Below are 15,029 nucleotides of genomic sequence, written 5' to 3'. Positions count from 1 at the left end.
CAGAAGTCTTGGGCTTGAACCCACCAACGCAGATTCTTAAGTCCCACGCGGGCCACAGCCCGAGTGCCCAACCCAACGCTGCTGCCAGCCGCCCGGTCGAGGCCCTTTCGGAGACCACCCCCAGCGAAAGCCGAAAGCCGAGGCAGCGCACCAGCAAGCCCAGCCCCCCTGCGGCAGCGCACCACCCGAGTCAAGACCCACGACGGGAGCGCACCAGCAAGGTCACGCCAACCGCAGCCCCATAGGTCAGAGCACGTCGCGCAGGAACCTCGCCGTCGCGTCGACGGCCTGGGTGGCGGCGGGGCTGACGCCAGGAAGACTGACGAAGCCGTGGAGCGCGTCGGGGAACTCCTGGAGGACGACGTGGACGCCCTGCTCGCCGAGGGTCTCGGCGTAGCGGCGGCCGTTGTCGGAGAGGGGGTCGTGGCCGGCGACGAGGACGAGGGTCGACGGCAGTCCGGCGTGCGACGCGGCGCGGATGGGCGAGGCGCGCCAGTCGAGGGTGCCGTGCTGGTCGCGCAGGTAGAGGCGGACGAAGGCCCGCATGTTCGCCGACGACAGCACGGGCGCGTCGGCGAACTCGTCCTCGCTCGGCCAGCGGTCGTACATCTCGACACCCGGGTAGATGAGGACCTCGGCCTTCAGCTTGGGCGCCCCGGCGTCGCGCGCGAGCAGCGCGGTCGTCGCGGCCAGCCCGCCGCCGGCGCTGTCGCCCATCACGGCCACCCGGTCGGGGTCGACGTCGAGCTCCTCCGCGTGCTCGACGACCCACTGCAGCGCCGCCCACGCGTCGTCGACGGCCGCCGGGAACGGGTCCTCGGGCGCGAGTCGGTAGTCGAAGGAGAGGACCACGGCGCCGGTCCGGGCAGCCACCCGGCTCGCGAACCAGGCCGACTGCTCGGGATTGCCCTGCACCCAGCCGCCGCCGTGCAGGTTCAGCACGACCGGCGGTGCCGAGCCGGGGCTCGCGGCGCCGGTCGGTCGGTGCTGCAGGAAGCGCCGGGCGCGACCGTCGACCTGCACGTGGTGCTCGGTGGTGCGCACCGACGGGTCGGCCGTGCCGAACAGCCAGCGTCCGATCGCGGTGCGCTGCAGCCCGAGGCGCTCGCGACGCGCCTTGTCGAGGTCGTCGACCTCCTCGATGGGCGTGGAGCCGAGACGGACGAGCACGCCGAACACACGGGTCCTGAGAGGCAGCGACATGCGCCCCACGCTAGTGCCGCTCAGCCCGACGCGCGCAGGGCCCACCGGCGCAGCAGGTCGATCCGACGCTGCAGCTGCTCGACGGTGGCCTGCGCCGCAGCCGGCCCTCCGGTCTCGGTGCGCAGCTGCGCGTGGGTGACGCCGTGCGGCTGGCCCGTGCGGTGGTGCCAGGCGCCGACGAGCCCGTTGAGCTCGCGCCGTAGCTCGCTGCGCCGCTCGTGCGCGACGTCCTCCGCGGTGCGGGTGACGGCGCGGGGGGCGGCCGCCGACGCCTTCGACCGCTTGGCGCGCAGCAGCTCGGCCACCTGGTCGGCCTCGAGCAGGCCGGGGATGCCGAGGAAGTCGAGGTCGTCGTCGTCGAGGGAGTCCGAGATCTGCGCGGCGTACTCGCCACCGTCGAAGAGGACCCGGTCGAAGTCGGCCTCGCTGCCGAGCGCCTGGTAGGTGCCCTGCTCCAGCTCGGCCGACGCCGACTCCCCCGCCTGCGCCCGAGCGAGCATCTCGGCCTCCGCGGCGAACAGGTCGTCCTCGTCCTTCACCGGCCGGCCGACGACGTGGTCGCGCTCGACCTCGAGGTCGGCGGCGAGGGCCAGCAGACCGGCGACGCTGGGCAGGAACACCGACGCGGTCTCGCCGCGACGTCGGGCGCGCACGAAGCGGCCCACGGCCTGCGCGAAGAACAGCGGCGTGGCGATCGTGGTGGCGTAGACGCCGACGGCGAGCCGCGGCACGTCGACCCCCTCGCTCACCATCCGCACGGCAACCATCCACGGCGACATCGACGCGGAGAACTCGGCGATGCGTCCGCTCGCGCCGGCCTCGTCGGACAGCACGACGGTGGGCCGCTCCCCCGTCAGGTCGGTGAGCAGGCGCGCGTAGGCACGGGCGGAGTCCTGGTCGGAGGCGATGACGAGACCACCCGCGTCGGGGATGTCGCGCCGGACCTCCAGGAGCCGTCGGTGCGCGGCCCGCAGCACGGTGGGCATCCACGACCCCTCCGGGTCGAGGGCGGTGCGCAGGGCCTGGGCGGTGGCGTCCTTCGTGAGCGGCTCGCCGAGCCGCGCGGCCACCTCGTCGCCGGCGCGGGTGCGCCAGTGCATCTGGCCGGAGTAGGCCATGAACAGCACGGGCCGCACGACGCCGTCGCGCAGCGCCCGCCCGTAGTTGTAGGAGTAGTCGGCGACGCTCTGCTTGGTTCCGTCGCGCTGCGGCTCGTAGGTGACGAACGGGATGGGGCTGTCGTCGGAGCGGAACGGGGTGCCGGTGAGCGAGAGCCGACGCACCGCGCCCTCGCACGCCTCCTGCACGGCGTCGCCCCACGACAGCGAGTCGCCGGCGTGGTGCACCTCGTCGAGGATCACCAGCGTCTTACGGGCGTCGATGCGCACGCGGTGGCCGTTCGGGTTCACCGACAGGCCGGCGTAGGTGACGCAGTAGCCGTCGAAGCCCGGGGGCAGCGCGCCCGAGAGCGCCGGCTCGAGCCGGATCCCGAGGCCCGACGCGGCGAGCGCCCACTGCGTCTTGAGGTGGTCGGTCGGGGTGACGACGACGACGCGCTCGACCACACCGCGGTGCATCAGGTCGGCCGCGATCGTCAGGGCGAACGTGGTCTTGCCGGCGCCGGGCGTCGCGACGGTGAGGAAGTCGCGCGGCTCCCTGCGCGAGTACAGCTCGAACGCGTCGCGTTGCCAGGCCCGGAGGCGCTGGCTAGGCATCCGAGCCGGAGCCGCCCTCGTCGCCGGGCTGCATGCCCTCCCAGATCTCCTTGCACTCCGGGCAGACCGGGAAGCGCTGCGGGTCGCGGCTGGGCGTCCAGACCTTGCCGCAGAGCGCGACGCACGGGGTGCCCATGACCATCGCCTCGGTCAGCGTGTCCTTCGGGACGTAGTGGCTGAAGCGCTCGTGGTCACCGTCCTCGAGGCGCTCGTCCCCGCGCAGGTCGGTGCGCTCGTCCTGGACCGTCTGGGTGCCGCTGCCGAAGAATCCCACGTGGCTCATCGTAACGTCTGCGGGCGACCGGTCGAGCGCCCCCGGACCCGGCTGGTGGACGTGCGGCTCAGTTGAGGCCGGGATCCTCGGGATAGGTGGAGAGCAGGCGCACGTCGTCGTCCTGGCGCAGCAGCACGTCGCGCCACAGCCGCTCGGGCACGGGCGACAGCAGGTCGTCGTCGCGTGCCTCGACGACGAGCCACGACCCCTCCTCGAGCTCACCCTCGAGCTGCTCGGGCCCCCACCCGGCGTACCCCGCGAACACGCGCAGGCCGCGCAGCGCGCCGTCCTGCGGCGGCGGCCCGTCGAGGTCGACGAGGCCGAAGGGGCCGGTCATCGACCGCCAGCCCGGCACGGGGACGGCCGACGAGCCGAGCACACCCACCGCCAGGGCGGCGTCGGTGGCGACCGGTCCGCCCTGGAACAGGCAGTCGGGCGCGTCGACCACGGCCGCCCACGCCGGCAGGACGTCCTCGACGTCGGCCTCGAGCGGATGGTTGAGGACCACGCCCAGGGCGCCGTCCTCGTCGTGGTCGAGCAGCAGGACGACGCTGCGCGCGAACGGGCCGGCAGCGATCTCCGGGGTGGCGACGAGGAGTCGACCGGCGAGCGTCTCCATGCCCCCTATGATGCCCGCATGTCAGTGACGGAGGGGCCAGCCGGGCCGGACGACGCCGACGGGGACGTCGAGTTCACCGTCGACGAGCTCGCCGCGCGGGCGAACATGACCGTCCGGAACGTGCGGGCGTACGCGGCGCGAGGACTGATCGAGCCGCCTCGTCTCGAGGGCCGCACCGGCTACTACCACCGCGGACACCTCCAGCGGCTGCAGCTCGTGCGCGACCTGCTCGACCGTGGGTACACGCTGGCGGCCGTCGAGAAGGCGGTGCTGTCGAGCCCGGCGTCGGCCACCGCCCCGGCGCTGGACCTGCTGCACCTGCTCGACGAGCCCTGGAACGACGTCGAGCCCGAGCTGATGAGCCGCGACGCGCTGGCCGCGCTCGCGAACGTCGGCCGCGACGACGGCCTGATCGAGGCCCTGGTCGAGTTCGGGCTGGCGGCCTGGGTCGAGGACGACCACGAGTCGGTGCTGCTGGTGCAGCCGGCGATCGTCCGCAACGGCGCCGCCGCCGTCGCCCTCGGCCTGCCCCCGAAGGACATCATCGAGCTGTTCCCGCTGCTGCAGCGCAACCTGCGCGAGATCGCGGACTCCTTCGTCGAGAACGCCGTGAAGGCGATCGCCCAGCCGTTCCTGAACCGCGGACTGCCGCCCGAGGAGGCGCCGGAGGTCCTGGGGGCGGTCGAGAAGCTCCTGCCCGTGGCGAGCCAGGTCACGTACGCGATGTTCCGCAAGGAGCTGGCCGCGGCCATCGACGCCGAGATCGGCCAGCAGCTCGCCGAGGTGGGCCTGCGCGGTCGCGCCACTCCTGCGGCCACCGACGGCTGACGACGGCCGACCCGCGCGCCCCGCAGGAAGGGGATCACCCCGCCCGCGCCGGGAGGGAGGGAGAAGGCGCGGACGGGGTGACGTCAGGGGGACCGCTCAGGCGGCGAGCGCGTTGCGCAGCCGGGCGATGAAGGCACTCGCCCGACCCTCGCCGTCGCGCGACGGCAGCGTGTCGACCGGTGCGTGGACGGCGCGGTCGCGGGCCTCGGCCACGATCCGCTCGCCCTGGCCGAGGAGGTCGGGGTGCCAGCTGGAGACCCCGGCGGAGACGGCCAGCAGGGCCTGCTCCTTGGCGAAGGCCTTCGCGAGCTCAGGGCGGTCGCGGTGGGCGTCGAGCAGGGCCCGGGCCCCAGGCATGGCGGCAGCGGCGGCGACCCAGGCCTCGACGGCCACCGTCGCCGGGGCGTCGCCCTCGAGCACGGTGCGGTCGAGCTGGCCGCTGAGCCGCTGGTACCAGGCCATCTGGACGTCGAAGAGGAGGGAGAGCTCGTCGCCGAACGCCTCGCGGGCGCCGGGGGTGGCATCGAGCAGCTGGTCGGCGGTGTCCTCGCGGCGGCGGTCGGCCAGCTGCAGGACCTCGCGGAGGGCGGACTTGCGACGGTTGTAGGCATCCCAGGTCATGGAGGTGCTCCTTTCGGGGGACCGTCGTTCGAGGGAACATACCCTCGGTACGTACTTCGAGTATGTTGCGTCTGCGCAGGTCAGGCAACTTGGCGTGCTGTGAGGCTCACCACCACGCGTGCGTAGGATGGGCGCCATGACCAGTCCCGCGAAGGTGCAGAAGAAGGTGCTCCGCGCCGCCCGCAGCACGACCCGCCGGACGGGCTACTCCTCGAGCACCAAGCGCGCGCTCCTGGACAACGCGACGCAGCTGTTCGCCGCGCACGGCTACGCGGGCACGTCGCTCGACGAGGTCGTCGCGGCCGCCCGCGTCACGAAGGGTGCGCTCTACCACCACTTCCCGAGCAAGCTCGCGCTGTTCGAGAGCGTCTTCGACCGGCTGCAGGAGAAGGCCACCCGCGAGATCGAGAAGCGCATCGACGCCGCCGACGACCCGTGGGAGCGCGCCCAGATCGGCCTCGAGGGCTTCCTCGAGGTGTGCCGGGAGCCGCAGTTCCGCCGCATCTGCCTGCAGGAGGGGCCGGTCGCGCTCGGGCACGAGCGCTGGGCCGTCGCCGAGCGGGCCGCCTCCTACGGCATCGTCAAGCGCACGGTCGACGCACTGCTCGACGACCTCGGCGGGGCGAACGAGCTGAGCGAGGCCTACGCCGCCATCTTCTTCGGCGCCATCCGCTCGAGCTCGGAGTACGTCGCCGACGCCGACGACGCGGAGCAGGCCTCGGCCGAGGTGCTCGCCTCGATCAGCGGCATCCTCGCGGGCATGCGACTGCTGCCGTCGCTCACCGACCCGCACGCCGAGGCCTGACTCCTCCCGGTCGGCCTCTCGATCAGCCCCTCCCGGTCACCGCAGGGAGAGCGCGCCCGCGCCCTGCGGGACGAGCTCGATCCACGTCTTGCCGGGGTCGATGGTGAGCGGCTTGCCGTCCTTCGTCGTGAACGAGAGGGTCGAGCGGTTCACCTTCTTGCGCCACGTGGTCTCGACCGCCCCGTCGGCGGTCAGGACCACGGCACGACCGGAGCCCTTCATCCGCGTCTCGGGCACGGGGTTGCCCGCCGGGTCGGTGTAGCCGGCGTCGCCGACCTTGGCGAACATCACGACGAGGGTGTCGGCGCGGAACTCGCGGGACGCGTGGCCGTTCGTGCGCACCCAGTGGCCCCTCGAGAGCTTCCACTGCGTCGTGGAGGAGCCCGAGAAGCGCACGGACGCCCGGGTGACCCGACGCGGCTTCGTCCCGGCCGACGACGAGGCCGAGGAAGAGGCCGACGGCGACGCCTCGGTACCACTGGCGGGCGTCCAGTCGAGGTAGGGGCCCGGGATGTCGCTGGCCTTGGCCCGCTTGAGCCGCTGCAGGTCCACGAGCCGGTTGTAGGGGCGCACCTTGGCGGGGTCGCTGCTGAACCCCGGTGCGCCCTCGTCCTCGGAGAACACCTTGAGACCAGCCTTCTTGACCAGGCCGTACGTGCCGGACGCGCCGCCCGAGGCGACGATCTGCCCGCCGACCGGCGAGGCGATGCCGATGTCGGTCGCGCGCATGGACCGCACGTGGCCGACCTTGCGCGGCAGCGTCGAGTAGTACAGCGCCGCGAGCCGGGTCAGGCCGCCCTCGACGAGCTCCTCGACGACGAGGTCGGCCTGGTCGAGCCCGACCTGCGGCGCGCCCGCGTCGGTGTTCTCGATCTTGACGAGGAACACCGGGTTCTCCGGCCGTCCGTCGCGCAGGACCTCGCCGGTGAGCGGTGACGTCTCGACGATGGTGCCGCCGGCACCCTTCGACGGCTCGGGCGTGGCCTTCGTGCCCTGGCCCGAGGAGCACCCGGAGAGCACGAGCCCGAGGGCCAGGGCGGGGGCGACGACGGGGGCCAGGACGGCGAGGCGGTGCTTCGTCATGACGTCCACCTTGCCTGACGCGCGGCGCCCGACGTCGGACCCTGCGCCGGACGACGCGCAGGTGTCGGCACCGGCTGACACGATGGGGCCGTGCCCGAACCCACGCCCCCCGACGACCGCGCCGACGCGCCGTCGAGCCGGCTGGTCGACGACCCGCTGAGCACGGTCGCACCGGCCACGCGGGAGTGGTTCGAGGGCGCGTTCAGCGCACCCACCCCCGCGCAGGCCGAGGCCTGGGCCGCGATCGCGGAGCGCCGCCACGTGCTCGTGGTGGCGCCCACCGGCTCGGGCAAGACCCTCGCGGCCTTCCTGTCCGCGATCGACCGGCTGCTGCACGAGCCGACGCCCGAGAAGGAACGGCGCACCCGGGTCCTCTACATCTCCCCGCTCAAGGCGCTCGCGGTCGACGTCGAGCGCAACCTGCGGTCGCCGCTGGTCGGCATCACGCAGGTGGCGGCGCGCCGCGGCGACACGTTCTCCGACGTGCGGGTCGGCGTCCGCTCGGGCGACACGTCGGCACGCGACCGGCGGGCGCTCGTCACCAGCCCGCCCGACATCCTCATCACCACCCCCGAGTCGCTGTTCCTCATGCTCACCTCGGCGGCCCGCGACACGCTGCGCGGCGTCGACACCGTCATCGTCGACGAGATCCACGCGGTCGCGGGCACCAAGCGCGGTGCGCACCTGGCGCTGTCGATGGAGCGTCTCGACGACCTGCTCGACGAGCCGGCGCGACGCGTGGGGCTGAGCGCCACGGTCAGCCCGCACGACGAGGTGGCCCGCTTCCTGGGCGGGCGCGCCCCCGTCCACGTCGTGGCTCCCCCGTCGCCGTCGCGCCTCGAGCTCGACGTCGTGGTCCCCCTGGACGACATGACCGAGCTGTCCCGGCCGCCGTCGGCGCGCGGTGCGCAGGAGGCCGAGGTCGTGCGCGACGAGGGGTCGGCCGCGCGGTCCATCAGCGACCCGCTCGCCGACGACAACGGCGGCAGCATCTGGCCCTTCATCGAGCACGACGTCGTCGAGCGGATCCTCCAGGTGCGCTCCACGATCGTCTTCTGCAACTCCCGCGGCCAGGCGGAGCGGCTCACCGCGCACCTGAACGAGCAGTGGGCCGACCGCGAGGCCCGCGCCGAGCCCGAGACGACGAGCACGCTGCCGCCGAGCCGGGTGTCCGGCGTGAGCGGCACGGCGTCGGGACGCGGCGACGCGCAGGAGGTCGGTGCCCTCGCCCGCGCCCACCACGGGTCGGTCAGCAAGGAGCAGCGCGCGCTCATCGAGGACGACCTCAAGTCGGGCCGGCTGCGCTGCGTCGTCGCCACCTCGAGCCTCGAGCTCGGCATCGACATGGGCGCCGTCGACCTCGTGGTGCAGATGTCGACGCCCCCGTCGGTCGCGAGCGGGCTGCAGCGGGTCGGTCGCGCCGGCCACCAGGTCGGCGAGGTCTCGCGCGGTCTCGTGTACCCGACCACCCGCCACGACCTCGTGGGCGCGGCGGTCACGGCCGAACGGATGCGCGCCGGCGCGATCGAGCGGCTCGCGGTGCCCGCGAACCCGCTCGACGTCCTGGCCCAGCAGACCGTCGCCGCCTGCGCCCTCGAGCCGGTCGAGGTCGAGGCGTGGTTCGACGTCGTCCGCCGGTCCGCACCGTTCGCCGCCCTCCCCCGCTCGGCCTACGAGGCCACGCTCGACCTCCTGGCCGGGCGGTACCCGTCGGACCGGTTCGCCGAGCTGCGACCCCGGCTCGTCTGGGACCGCGACGCCGGCACCATCGTGGGTCGGCCGGGCGCGCAGCGGCTGGCTGTCACGAGCGGTGGCACCATCCCCGACCGCGGCCTGTTCGCCGTGGTGCTGGCCGACGGCGTCGACGAGGGACCGTCCAAGCGGGTCGGCGAGCTCGACGAGGAGATGGTCTACGAGTCCCGCGTCGGCGACGTGTTCGCGCTCGGCGCCACCAGCTGGCGCATCCAGGAGATCACCCACGACCGCGTCGTCGTGACCCCGGCGTTCGGCGAGCCCGCGCGGCTGCCGTTCTGGCGGGGCGACGCCGCAGGCCGCCCGGCCGAGCTGGGCGAGGCGATCGGCGCGTTCCTGCGTCGGGTCACCGAGGGCCACGCCCCCGAGCACCTCGACGAGCGGGCCCGGTTCAACCTCATGGCCTTCCTCGACGAGCAGCGCGAGGCCATGAGCACGTTGCCGACCGACCGCACGCTGGTCGTCGAGCGCTTCCACGACGAGCTCGGCGACTGGCGGGTCGTGCTGCACTCCCCCTACGGCCGTCGCGTGCACGCGCCGTGGGCGCTGGTCGTCGCGGCGCGCGTGCTCGAGCGGTACGGCGTCGACGGCTCCGTCGTGGCCACCGACGACGGCATCGTCGCGCGCATCCCCGACACCTCGTCGCCCTGGGCCGCCGACGACCCCGATCCGGAGGCCGCCGGCGTGCCGGGTGCCGACCTGTTCACGCTCGACGTCGACGACCTCGAGCGCGTCGTCACGGCCGAGGTCGGCGGCTCTGCGCTCTTCGCCTCGCGCTTCCGCGAGTGCGCGGCGCGCGCCCTGCTGCTCCCCCGCCGCAACCCCGGCGCCCGGGCCCCGCTGTGGCAGCAGCGTCAGCGCGCGGCCCAGCTGCTCGACGTCGCGCGCGAGCACGCCGACTTCCCGATCCTGCTCGAGACGGCGCGCGAGTGCCTGCAGGACGTGTACGACCTCCCCGCTCTCACCACGCTCGCCGAGCGGGTGGCGCAGCAGGACGTGCGCATCGTCGAGGTCGAGACGTCGACGGCTTCGCCGTTCGCCCGCACGCTGCTGTTCGGCTACGTGGCCACCTTCCTCTACGAGGGCGACACGCCGCTCGCCGAGCGCCGTGCGGCCGCGCTCTCCCTCGACCCGACGCTGCTCTCGGAGCTGCTGGGCCGCGCCGAGCTGCGCGAGCTGCTCGACCCGGAGGTGCTGGAGCGCACCGAGGCCGAGCTGCAACGACTCGCCGAGGACCGTCGTCTGCGCGGCGTCGAGGGCGCCGCCGACCTGCTGCGACTGCTGGGTCCGCTCACCACCGACGAGGTCGACGCCCGCCTCGTCGACGACGCCGTGCCGGCCCTCAAGGAGCTGCAGGACGCCCGTCGCGTCGTGGAGCTTCCGGTGGCCGGCGAGCCGCGCTGGGTGGTCGTCGAGGACGCGGGCCGGCTGCGCGACGCGCTCGGGGTCGTGGTGCCGCTCGGCATCCCGGACGCCCTCCTGCAGCCGGTGGCCGATCCCCTGGGCGACCTCCTCTCGCGCTACGCCCGCACCCACGGCCCGTTCACGGCCGACGAGGCGGCGGCCCGGTTCGGTCTCGGCCGCGCCGTGGTGCTCGACGTGCTGCGTCGACTCACCCGCGACGACCGGCTCGTCGAGGGCGAGTTCCGGCCGGGTGCCGTGGGCACCGAGCACGTCGACACCGACGTGCTGCGCCGGCTGCGCAGCCGCTCCCTCGCGGCCGCACGACAGCAGATCGAGCCCGTCGAGCCACGCACCTTCGCCCGTTTCCTGCCCTCCTGGCAGGAGGTCGGCGGGTCGCTGCGCGGTCTCGACGGCGTGCTCGCCGTGGTCGACCAGCTCGCCGGCGTGCCGCTTCCTGCGTCGGCCTGGGAGTCGCTCGTGCTGCCGTCGAGGGTCCGCGACTACAGCCCGGCCCAGCTCGACGAGCTGCTCGGCGCGGGCGAGGTGGTGTGGACCGGGGCGGGCACGCTCGCCGGTAGCGACGGCTGGGTGCAGCTGCACCCGGCCGACCTCGTGCTGCCCGCCCGGCGCGACCCGGTCGAGCCGGACGAGCTGGGCCTGCGCCTGCTGTCGCTGCTCGAGGACGGTGGCGCGTACCTCTTCCGCCAGCTCACCCAGGGTCTGGCCACCGACGACGGCAAGCCGGTCTCCGACGACGCGGTCGTGGAGGCGCTGTGGCAGCTCGTCTGGTCGGGTCGGGTGGCCGGCGACTCCTACGCCCCCGTCCGCGCCCGGCTGGGCGGCCGCGGTGCCCACCGCTCACGCGGCGGCTCCACGCCCCGAGCGCGGCTGCACGCCCGTCGCGGCATGGCGGCCTCACCCCGGGCCGCGCGCCTCGGCCCACCGGTCGCGTCGGGGCGGTGGTTCGCGGTGGAGCGTCCCGGCGACGACCCCGCCGAGCAGGCCGCGCTGCAGGTGGCGCGCACCGAGGCGCTCGTCGCGCGGCACGGCGTGGTCACCCGCGGTGCGGTGGTGGCCGAGCAGACGCCCGGCGGGTTCGCCGGCGCCTACCGCGTGCTGCGCGAGCTGGAGCAGAACGGCTCGGTGCTGCGCGGGTACTACGTCGACTCCCTGGGAGCGGCCCAGTTCGCGTCGTCGGCGACGGTCGACCGCATGCGCTCGTTCGAGCGCCCCGACGACGAGCCGGCCGACGTCGACGCGGTCGTGCTCGCCGCCACCGACCCCGCCCAGCCGTTCGGGGCCGCGCTCCCCTGGCCTGCCGTCGTCGACGCGGCCGACGACCTGAAGCACCGCCCGGCGCGCAAGGCGGGTGCGCTGGTGGCCGTGCACGACGGTCGCGCGGTGCTCTACCTCGAGCGCGGCGGCCGCTCGTGCCTGGCGTTCACCGACGACGTCGACGTCCTCACCCGCGCCGCGCAGGCCGTCGCGGGCCTCGGTCGGTCGGGTCGCATCCCCCGGCTCACGGTCGAGTCGGTCAACGGCCGCCCGGCCGGGACCACGCCCACCGGCGAGGCGCTGCTCGCGGCAGGGTTCGACCGGCACCCGAAGGGTCTGCGGCTCGACCTGCGCCGCGGCAGCGACACCGCCCGCCGCCCCGCCTCCTCCGGACGGCCCAGCCATGCCTGAGGGAGATACCGGGCGAGGCGTGACACCCCGCACCACCCACCCCGCCCCACGCCAGGAGGTCGCCGATGCCCGAAGGTGACACCGTCTGGCGGACGGCGCACCACCTGCGCGAGGTGCTGGAGGGCCGGGAGCTGGTGCGCTCGGACGTGCGGGTGCCGCAGTGGGCGACGCTCGACCTGTCCGGCCGCACGGTCGATGAGGTGCTGAGCCGCGGCAAGCACCTGCTGATCCGCGTCGGTGACGCGTCGATCCACTCGCACCTGAAGATGGAGGGTGCGTGGCACGTGCTGCGCCGGGGCAGCCGGTGGCGTCGTCCGGCGCACACGGCGCGCATCGTGCTCGAGACCGAGCAGCACCAGGCGATCGGCTTCCAGCTGGGCCTGCTCGAGATCCTCAAGCGCGAGAACGACGACGACGCGCTGGCCTACCTGGGGCCCGATCTCCTCGGCCCCGACTGGGACCTCGCGGAGGCGACGCGTCGGGTCGAGTCGGACCCGGACCGGCCGATCTTCGTGGCGCTGCTCGACCAGCGCAACCTCGCCGGGCTGGGCAACGAGTACGTCAACGAGCTGCTGTTCCTGTCGGGGCTGGCACCGACGCGCCGGGTCGGTGACGTGCCCGACGTCGCGCGCGTGGTCGAGCGGGGGCACCGCCTGCTCGACGTCAACAAGGCGCGGGTGGAGCGGACGTTCACGGGCAGCACCCGTCAGGGCGAGGAGCGCTGGGTCTACCGGCGCGAGCACGCCCGCTGCCGACGCTGCGGCACCCCGCTGCGCGACGGCGAGCTCGGCGACCAGCCGGGCCGCGAGCGGATCACCTTCTGGTGCCCCCACTGCCAGACGTGAGGTCGCCCGCGGTACGCAGCAACAGGACGGCGAGCCAGACCCAGGCGACGACGAACGCGACGCGCTGCCAGAGACCGGGGGCGGGCAGGGTGCCCTGGTCGGCGAGCGAGTAGGCCAGCGACGCCCACAGGGACACCACGGCAGCCACGAAAGCGCCCTTCGCCCTCGGCGCGGTCGTCTCGTCGCGCCGCCAGCGCGCGGCCTGGACGATCATCGCCGCAGGGAGCGCGGTGGACGCGACGAGCAGCGCGAGGTCGCCGAGGGCGGACGACGCCGTCCCCTGCGCGGCGACCGCGCCCGTCCCGAACGGCTCCGTACTGGGCGAGGTGAAGGCGAGCGCGACGAGCGACAGGGCATGGAGTCCGAGCAGCACCGGCACCGCGCGCCGAGGCCGCCCAGAGCCACGCTCAGGGTCGAGCGACGGAGCGAGCGACTGCAGCGACAGCACGAGCGACAGGCCGGCGGCCGCGAGCACCACCCGGACGAGAGCTCCGAGGCCTCCCGCCAGCACGGCGCCCACGGGTCGGTCGACCACGTCGCCGGGCGAGGCGAGGACCACCAGCAGGGACAGGAGAAGCAGCGCGCCGCCGGCGGCCCGCAGGGTCAGCTGGTCGATGCGCACCGGCCCACCCTAGTCGTCCCCCACCCCGCCTCGCCCACCCCGCTGAGCGTGACGTTCGCGGGGTGGGAACGGCCGATCCGGCCCGCAAACGTCACGCTCAGGGGGTGGGAGGAAGGGTCAGGAGGCCTTCGTCCAGATCATCTGCTCGTCGAGGTCGGTGCGGCGGTTGTCCCAGGCGTCGAGGAACCAGTTCTGACGCACGGTCCACGGACGCTCCTTGCCCTGCTGGGGCAGGACGCCGACGGCACGCTGCACGTAGCCGGACTGCAGGTCGAGCGCCGGCGCACCCTGCCCGCCCACGGCGTCGGGGTCGGGCATGCCCGCGACGTAGCCGTGGCGGCGCATGTGCTCGAGCAGCCGGGCGACGTACTGCCACGACAGGTCGGCGCGCAGCGTCCAGGACGCGTTCGTGTAGCCGATGCACCAGGCCAGGTTCGGCACGCCGCTGACCATGAGGCCCTTGTAGACGAAGCGCTCGTTCGGGTCGACCTTCTCGCCGTCGACGTCGATCGCGACCTTGCCCAGCGCGACGACCTTCAGGCCCGTGGCCGTCACGACGACGTCGGCGTCGAGGTGCTCGCCCGAGACGAGGCGGATGCCGGTCTCGTCGAAGGAGTCGATCCGGTCGGTCACGATCGACGCCTGGCCGCGACGCAGCGTGCGCCACAGGTCGCCGTTCGGGACGACGCAGAGCCGCTGGTCCCAGGGGTCGTAGCTCGGGGTGAGATGCTGGGGGTCGAAGCCCTCGGGCACGGCACCCTGCGCGCGGCTCAACAGGATCTTGCGGGCCGCCGACGGGAAGCGGCGGCAGAACTCGTAGAAGCCGATCGCCGTGGCGGCGTTCTTGAGCCGCGTCACCCGGTGGGCCGGCCCGGCGGGCAGCACCTTGCGCAGGCCCGCGGAGATCGCGTCCTCCTGCGGCAGCGAGGTGATGTAGGTGGGCGAGCGCTGCAGCATGGTCACGTGACCGGCGCGCTCGGCCATCGACGGCACGAGCGTGATCGCGGTGGCGCCGGAGCCGATGACGACGACCTTCTTGCCCGCGTAGTCGAGGTCCTCGGGCCAGAACTGCGGGTGCACGACGGTCCCGCCGAAGTCCTCCAGCCCAGGGAAGTCGGGCGTGTAGCCCTCGTCGTAGTCGTAGTAGCCGCTGCACATGAACAGGAAGGAGCAGGTCTGCTCGACGAGCTCGCCGTCGACCTCGCTCGTGACGGTCCAGCGCGCGTCGTCGGACGACCAGCTGGCGCCGACCACGCGGTGGCCGTAGCGGATGCGGTCGGCGATGCCGTGCTCGTCGGCGGTGCGGCGGATGTACTCGCGGATGTCGGCGCCGTCGGCGATGGCCTTGCGGTGGGTCCAGGGCCGGAACGGGTAGCTGAGCGTGTACATGTCGGAGTCCGAGCGGATGCCCGGGTAGCGGAAGAGGTCCCACGTGCCGCCCATCGCGTCGCGCGCCTCCAGGACCGCGTAGCTCGACCCCGGGCTCATCGTGCTCAGCCGGTAGGCGGCGCCGATGCCGGACAGACCGGCACCGACGATGACGACGTCGACGTGCTCCATGCGCGAACCTCT

12 protein-coding genes are annotated in these 15,029 nt (G+C 73.9%); 4 read left to right on the top strand and 8 right to left on the bottom strand.

Annotated features, from left to right (window positions below):
• Nucleotides 1–246 precede the first annotated feature (246 nt).
• Genes Aeryth_RS05460 through Aeryth_RS05445 form a run of 4 tightly spaced genes read right to left on the bottom strand, consistent with a single transcriptional unit; the run spans nucleotide 247 to nucleotide 3,811 of the window.
• Nucleotides 247–1,203: an alpha/beta hydrolase gene (locus Aeryth_RS05460; RefSeq protein ID WP_067861390.1), complete on the bottom strand. Its 957-nt coding sequence runs from the start codon at nucleotides 1,201–1,203 to the stop codon at nucleotides 247–249.
• A gap of 20 nt (nucleotides 1,204–1,223) precedes the next feature.
• A complete protein-coding gene (locus Aeryth_RS05455) occupies nucleotides 1,224–2,918 on the bottom strand; it encodes a DEAD/DEAH box helicase (protein ID WP_067855672.1) in 1,695 nt (564 codons plus the stop codon).
• Nucleotides 2,911–3,201 carry a DUF3039 domain-containing protein gene (locus tag Aeryth_RS05450; protein ID WP_067855668.1) on the bottom strand — a complete coding sequence of 97 codons (291 nt, stop codon included), beginning with the start codon at nucleotides 3,199–3,201 and terminating at the stop codon, nucleotides 2,911–2,913. The genes Aeryth_RS05455 and Aeryth_RS05450 overlap by 8 nt, the downstream gene beginning before the upstream one ends.
• A gap of 58 nt (nucleotides 3,202–3,259) precedes the next feature.
• Nucleotides 3,260–3,811: a YqgE/AlgH family protein gene (locus tag Aeryth_RS05445; RefSeq protein ID WP_067855665.1), complete on the bottom strand. Its 552-nt coding sequence runs from the start codon at nucleotides 3,809–3,811 to the stop codon at nucleotides 3,260–3,262.
• A gap of 18 nt (nucleotides 3,812–3,829) precedes the next feature.
• On the opposite strand from Aeryth_RS05445, the gene Aeryth_RS05440 reads away from it, so the two are divergent.
• Nucleotides 3,830–4,639 carry a MerR family transcriptional regulator gene (locus Aeryth_RS05440; RefSeq protein WP_083516282.1) on the top strand — a complete coding sequence of 270 codons (810 nt, stop codon included), beginning with the start codon at nucleotides 3,830–3,832 and terminating at the stop codon, nucleotides 4,637–4,639.
• Between the two features lie 96 nt (nucleotides 4,640–4,735).
• Here Aeryth_RS05440 and Aeryth_RS05435 read toward each other — a convergent pair whose 3' ends face one another.
• Entirely contained in the window at nucleotides 4,736–5,260 is a 525-nt protein-coding gene (locus Aeryth_RS05435; RefSeq protein ID WP_067855659.1) for a hypothetical protein, read from the bottom strand.
• Nucleotides 5,261–5,396: 136 nt separating this feature from the next.
• Here Aeryth_RS05435 and Aeryth_RS05430 point away from each other — a divergent pair, with 136 nt between their 5' ends.
• Nucleotides 5,397–6,065 carry a TetR/AcrR family transcriptional regulator gene (locus Aeryth_RS05430; protein WP_067855657.1) on the top strand — a complete coding sequence of 223 codons (669 nt, stop codon included), beginning with the start codon at nucleotides 5,397–5,399 and terminating at the stop codon, nucleotides 6,063–6,065.
• 36 nt (nucleotides 6,066–6,101) lie between these two features.
• Here the strand turns inward: Aeryth_RS05430 and Aeryth_RS05425 are convergent, their stop codons facing one another.
• Nucleotides 6,102–7,148 (bottom strand): DUF3048 domain-containing protein, encoded by a 1,047-nt coding sequence (locus tag Aeryth_RS05425; RefSeq protein WP_144433684.1) that lies wholly within the window; start codon nucleotides 7,146–7,148, stop codon nucleotides 6,102–6,104.
• A 141-nt stretch (nucleotides 7,149–7,289) separates the two neighbouring features.
• Between Aeryth_RS05425 and Aeryth_RS05420 the strand changes: the two genes are divergently transcribed.
• Nucleotides 7,290–11,990 carry an ATP-dependent helicase gene (locus tag Aeryth_RS05420; protein WP_083516579.1) on the top strand — a complete coding sequence of 1,567 codons (4,701 nt, stop codon included), beginning with the start codon at nucleotides 7,290–7,292 and terminating at the stop codon, nucleotides 11,988–11,990.
• 65 nt (nucleotides 11,991–12,055) lie between these two features.
• Nucleotides 12,056–12,835 (top strand): DNA-formamidopyrimidine glycosylase family protein, encoded by a 780-nt coding sequence (locus tag Aeryth_RS05415; protein WP_067855651.1) that lies wholly within the window; start codon nucleotides 12,056–12,058, stop codon nucleotides 12,833–12,835.
• Here Aeryth_RS05415 and Aeryth_RS05410 read toward each other — a convergent pair.
• Nucleotides 12,804–13,457, bottom strand: a complete 654-nt coding sequence (locus Aeryth_RS05410; RefSeq protein WP_067855648.1) for a DUF998 domain-containing protein — start codon at nucleotides 13,455–13,457, stop codon at nucleotides 12,804–12,806. The genes Aeryth_RS05415 and Aeryth_RS05410 overlap by 32 nt on opposite strands.
• A gap of 117 nt (nucleotides 13,458–13,574) precedes the next feature.
• Complete coding sequence (locus tag Aeryth_RS05405; RefSeq protein WP_067855646.1) at nucleotides 13,575–15,017, bottom strand: flavin-containing monooxygenase; 1,443 nt, start codon at nucleotides 15,015–15,017, stop codon at nucleotides 13,575–13,577.
• Nucleotides 15,018–15,029: the final 12 nt, after the last annotated feature.

It is taken from the genome of Aeromicrobium erythreum (genome assembly GCF_001509405.1).
In the GTDB taxonomy this organism is placed as follows: Bacteria; Actinomycetota; Actinomycetes; order Propionibacteriales; family Nocardioidaceae; genus Aeromicrobium; species Aeromicrobium erythreum.
The sequence above is the reverse complement of the archived record's forward strand: the minus strand, read 5'-3'. Positions and strand labels throughout refer to the sequence as shown.

Coding starts and splice junctions, on each gene's coding strand:
- Aeryth_RS05435 (WP_067855659.1), bottom strand. CDS start 5,260: ATGACCTGGGATGCCTACAACCGTCGCAAGTCCGCCCTCCGCGAGGTC.
- Aeryth_RS05440 (WP_083516282.1), top strand. CDS start 3,830: ATGTCAGTGACGGAGGGGCCAGCCGGGCCGGACGACGCCGACGGGGAC.
- Aeryth_RS05460 (WP_067861390.1), bottom strand. CDS start 1,203: ATGTCGCTGCCTCTCAGGACCCGTGTGTTCGGCGTGCTCGTCCGTCTC.
- Aeryth_RS05405 (WP_067855646.1), bottom strand. CDS start 15,017: ATGGAGCACGTCGACGTCGTCATCGTCGGTGCCGGTCTGTCCGGCATC.
- Aeryth_RS05425 (WP_144433684.1), bottom strand. CDS start 7,148: ATGACGAAGCACCGCCTCGCCGTCCTGGCCCCCGTCGTCGCCCCCGCC.
- Aeryth_RS05445 (WP_067855665.1), bottom strand. CDS start 3,811: ATGGAGACGCTCGCCGGTCGACTCCTCGTCGCCACCCCGGAGATCGCT.
- Aeryth_RS05455 (WP_067855672.1), bottom strand. CDS start 2,918: ATGCCTAGCCAGCGCCTCCGGGCCTGGCAACGCGACGCGTTCGAGCTG.
- Aeryth_RS05450 (WP_067855668.1), bottom strand. CDS start 3,201: ATGAGCCACGTGGGATTCTTCGGCAGCGGCACCCAGACGGTCCAGGAC.
- Aeryth_RS05430 (WP_067855657.1), top strand. CDS start 5,397: ATGACCAGTCCCGCGAAGGTGCAGAAGAAGGTGCTCCGCGCCGCCCGC.
- Aeryth_RS05415 (WP_067855651.1), top strand. CDS start 12,056: ATGCCCGAAGGTGACACCGTCTGGCGGACGGCGCACCACCTGCGCGAG.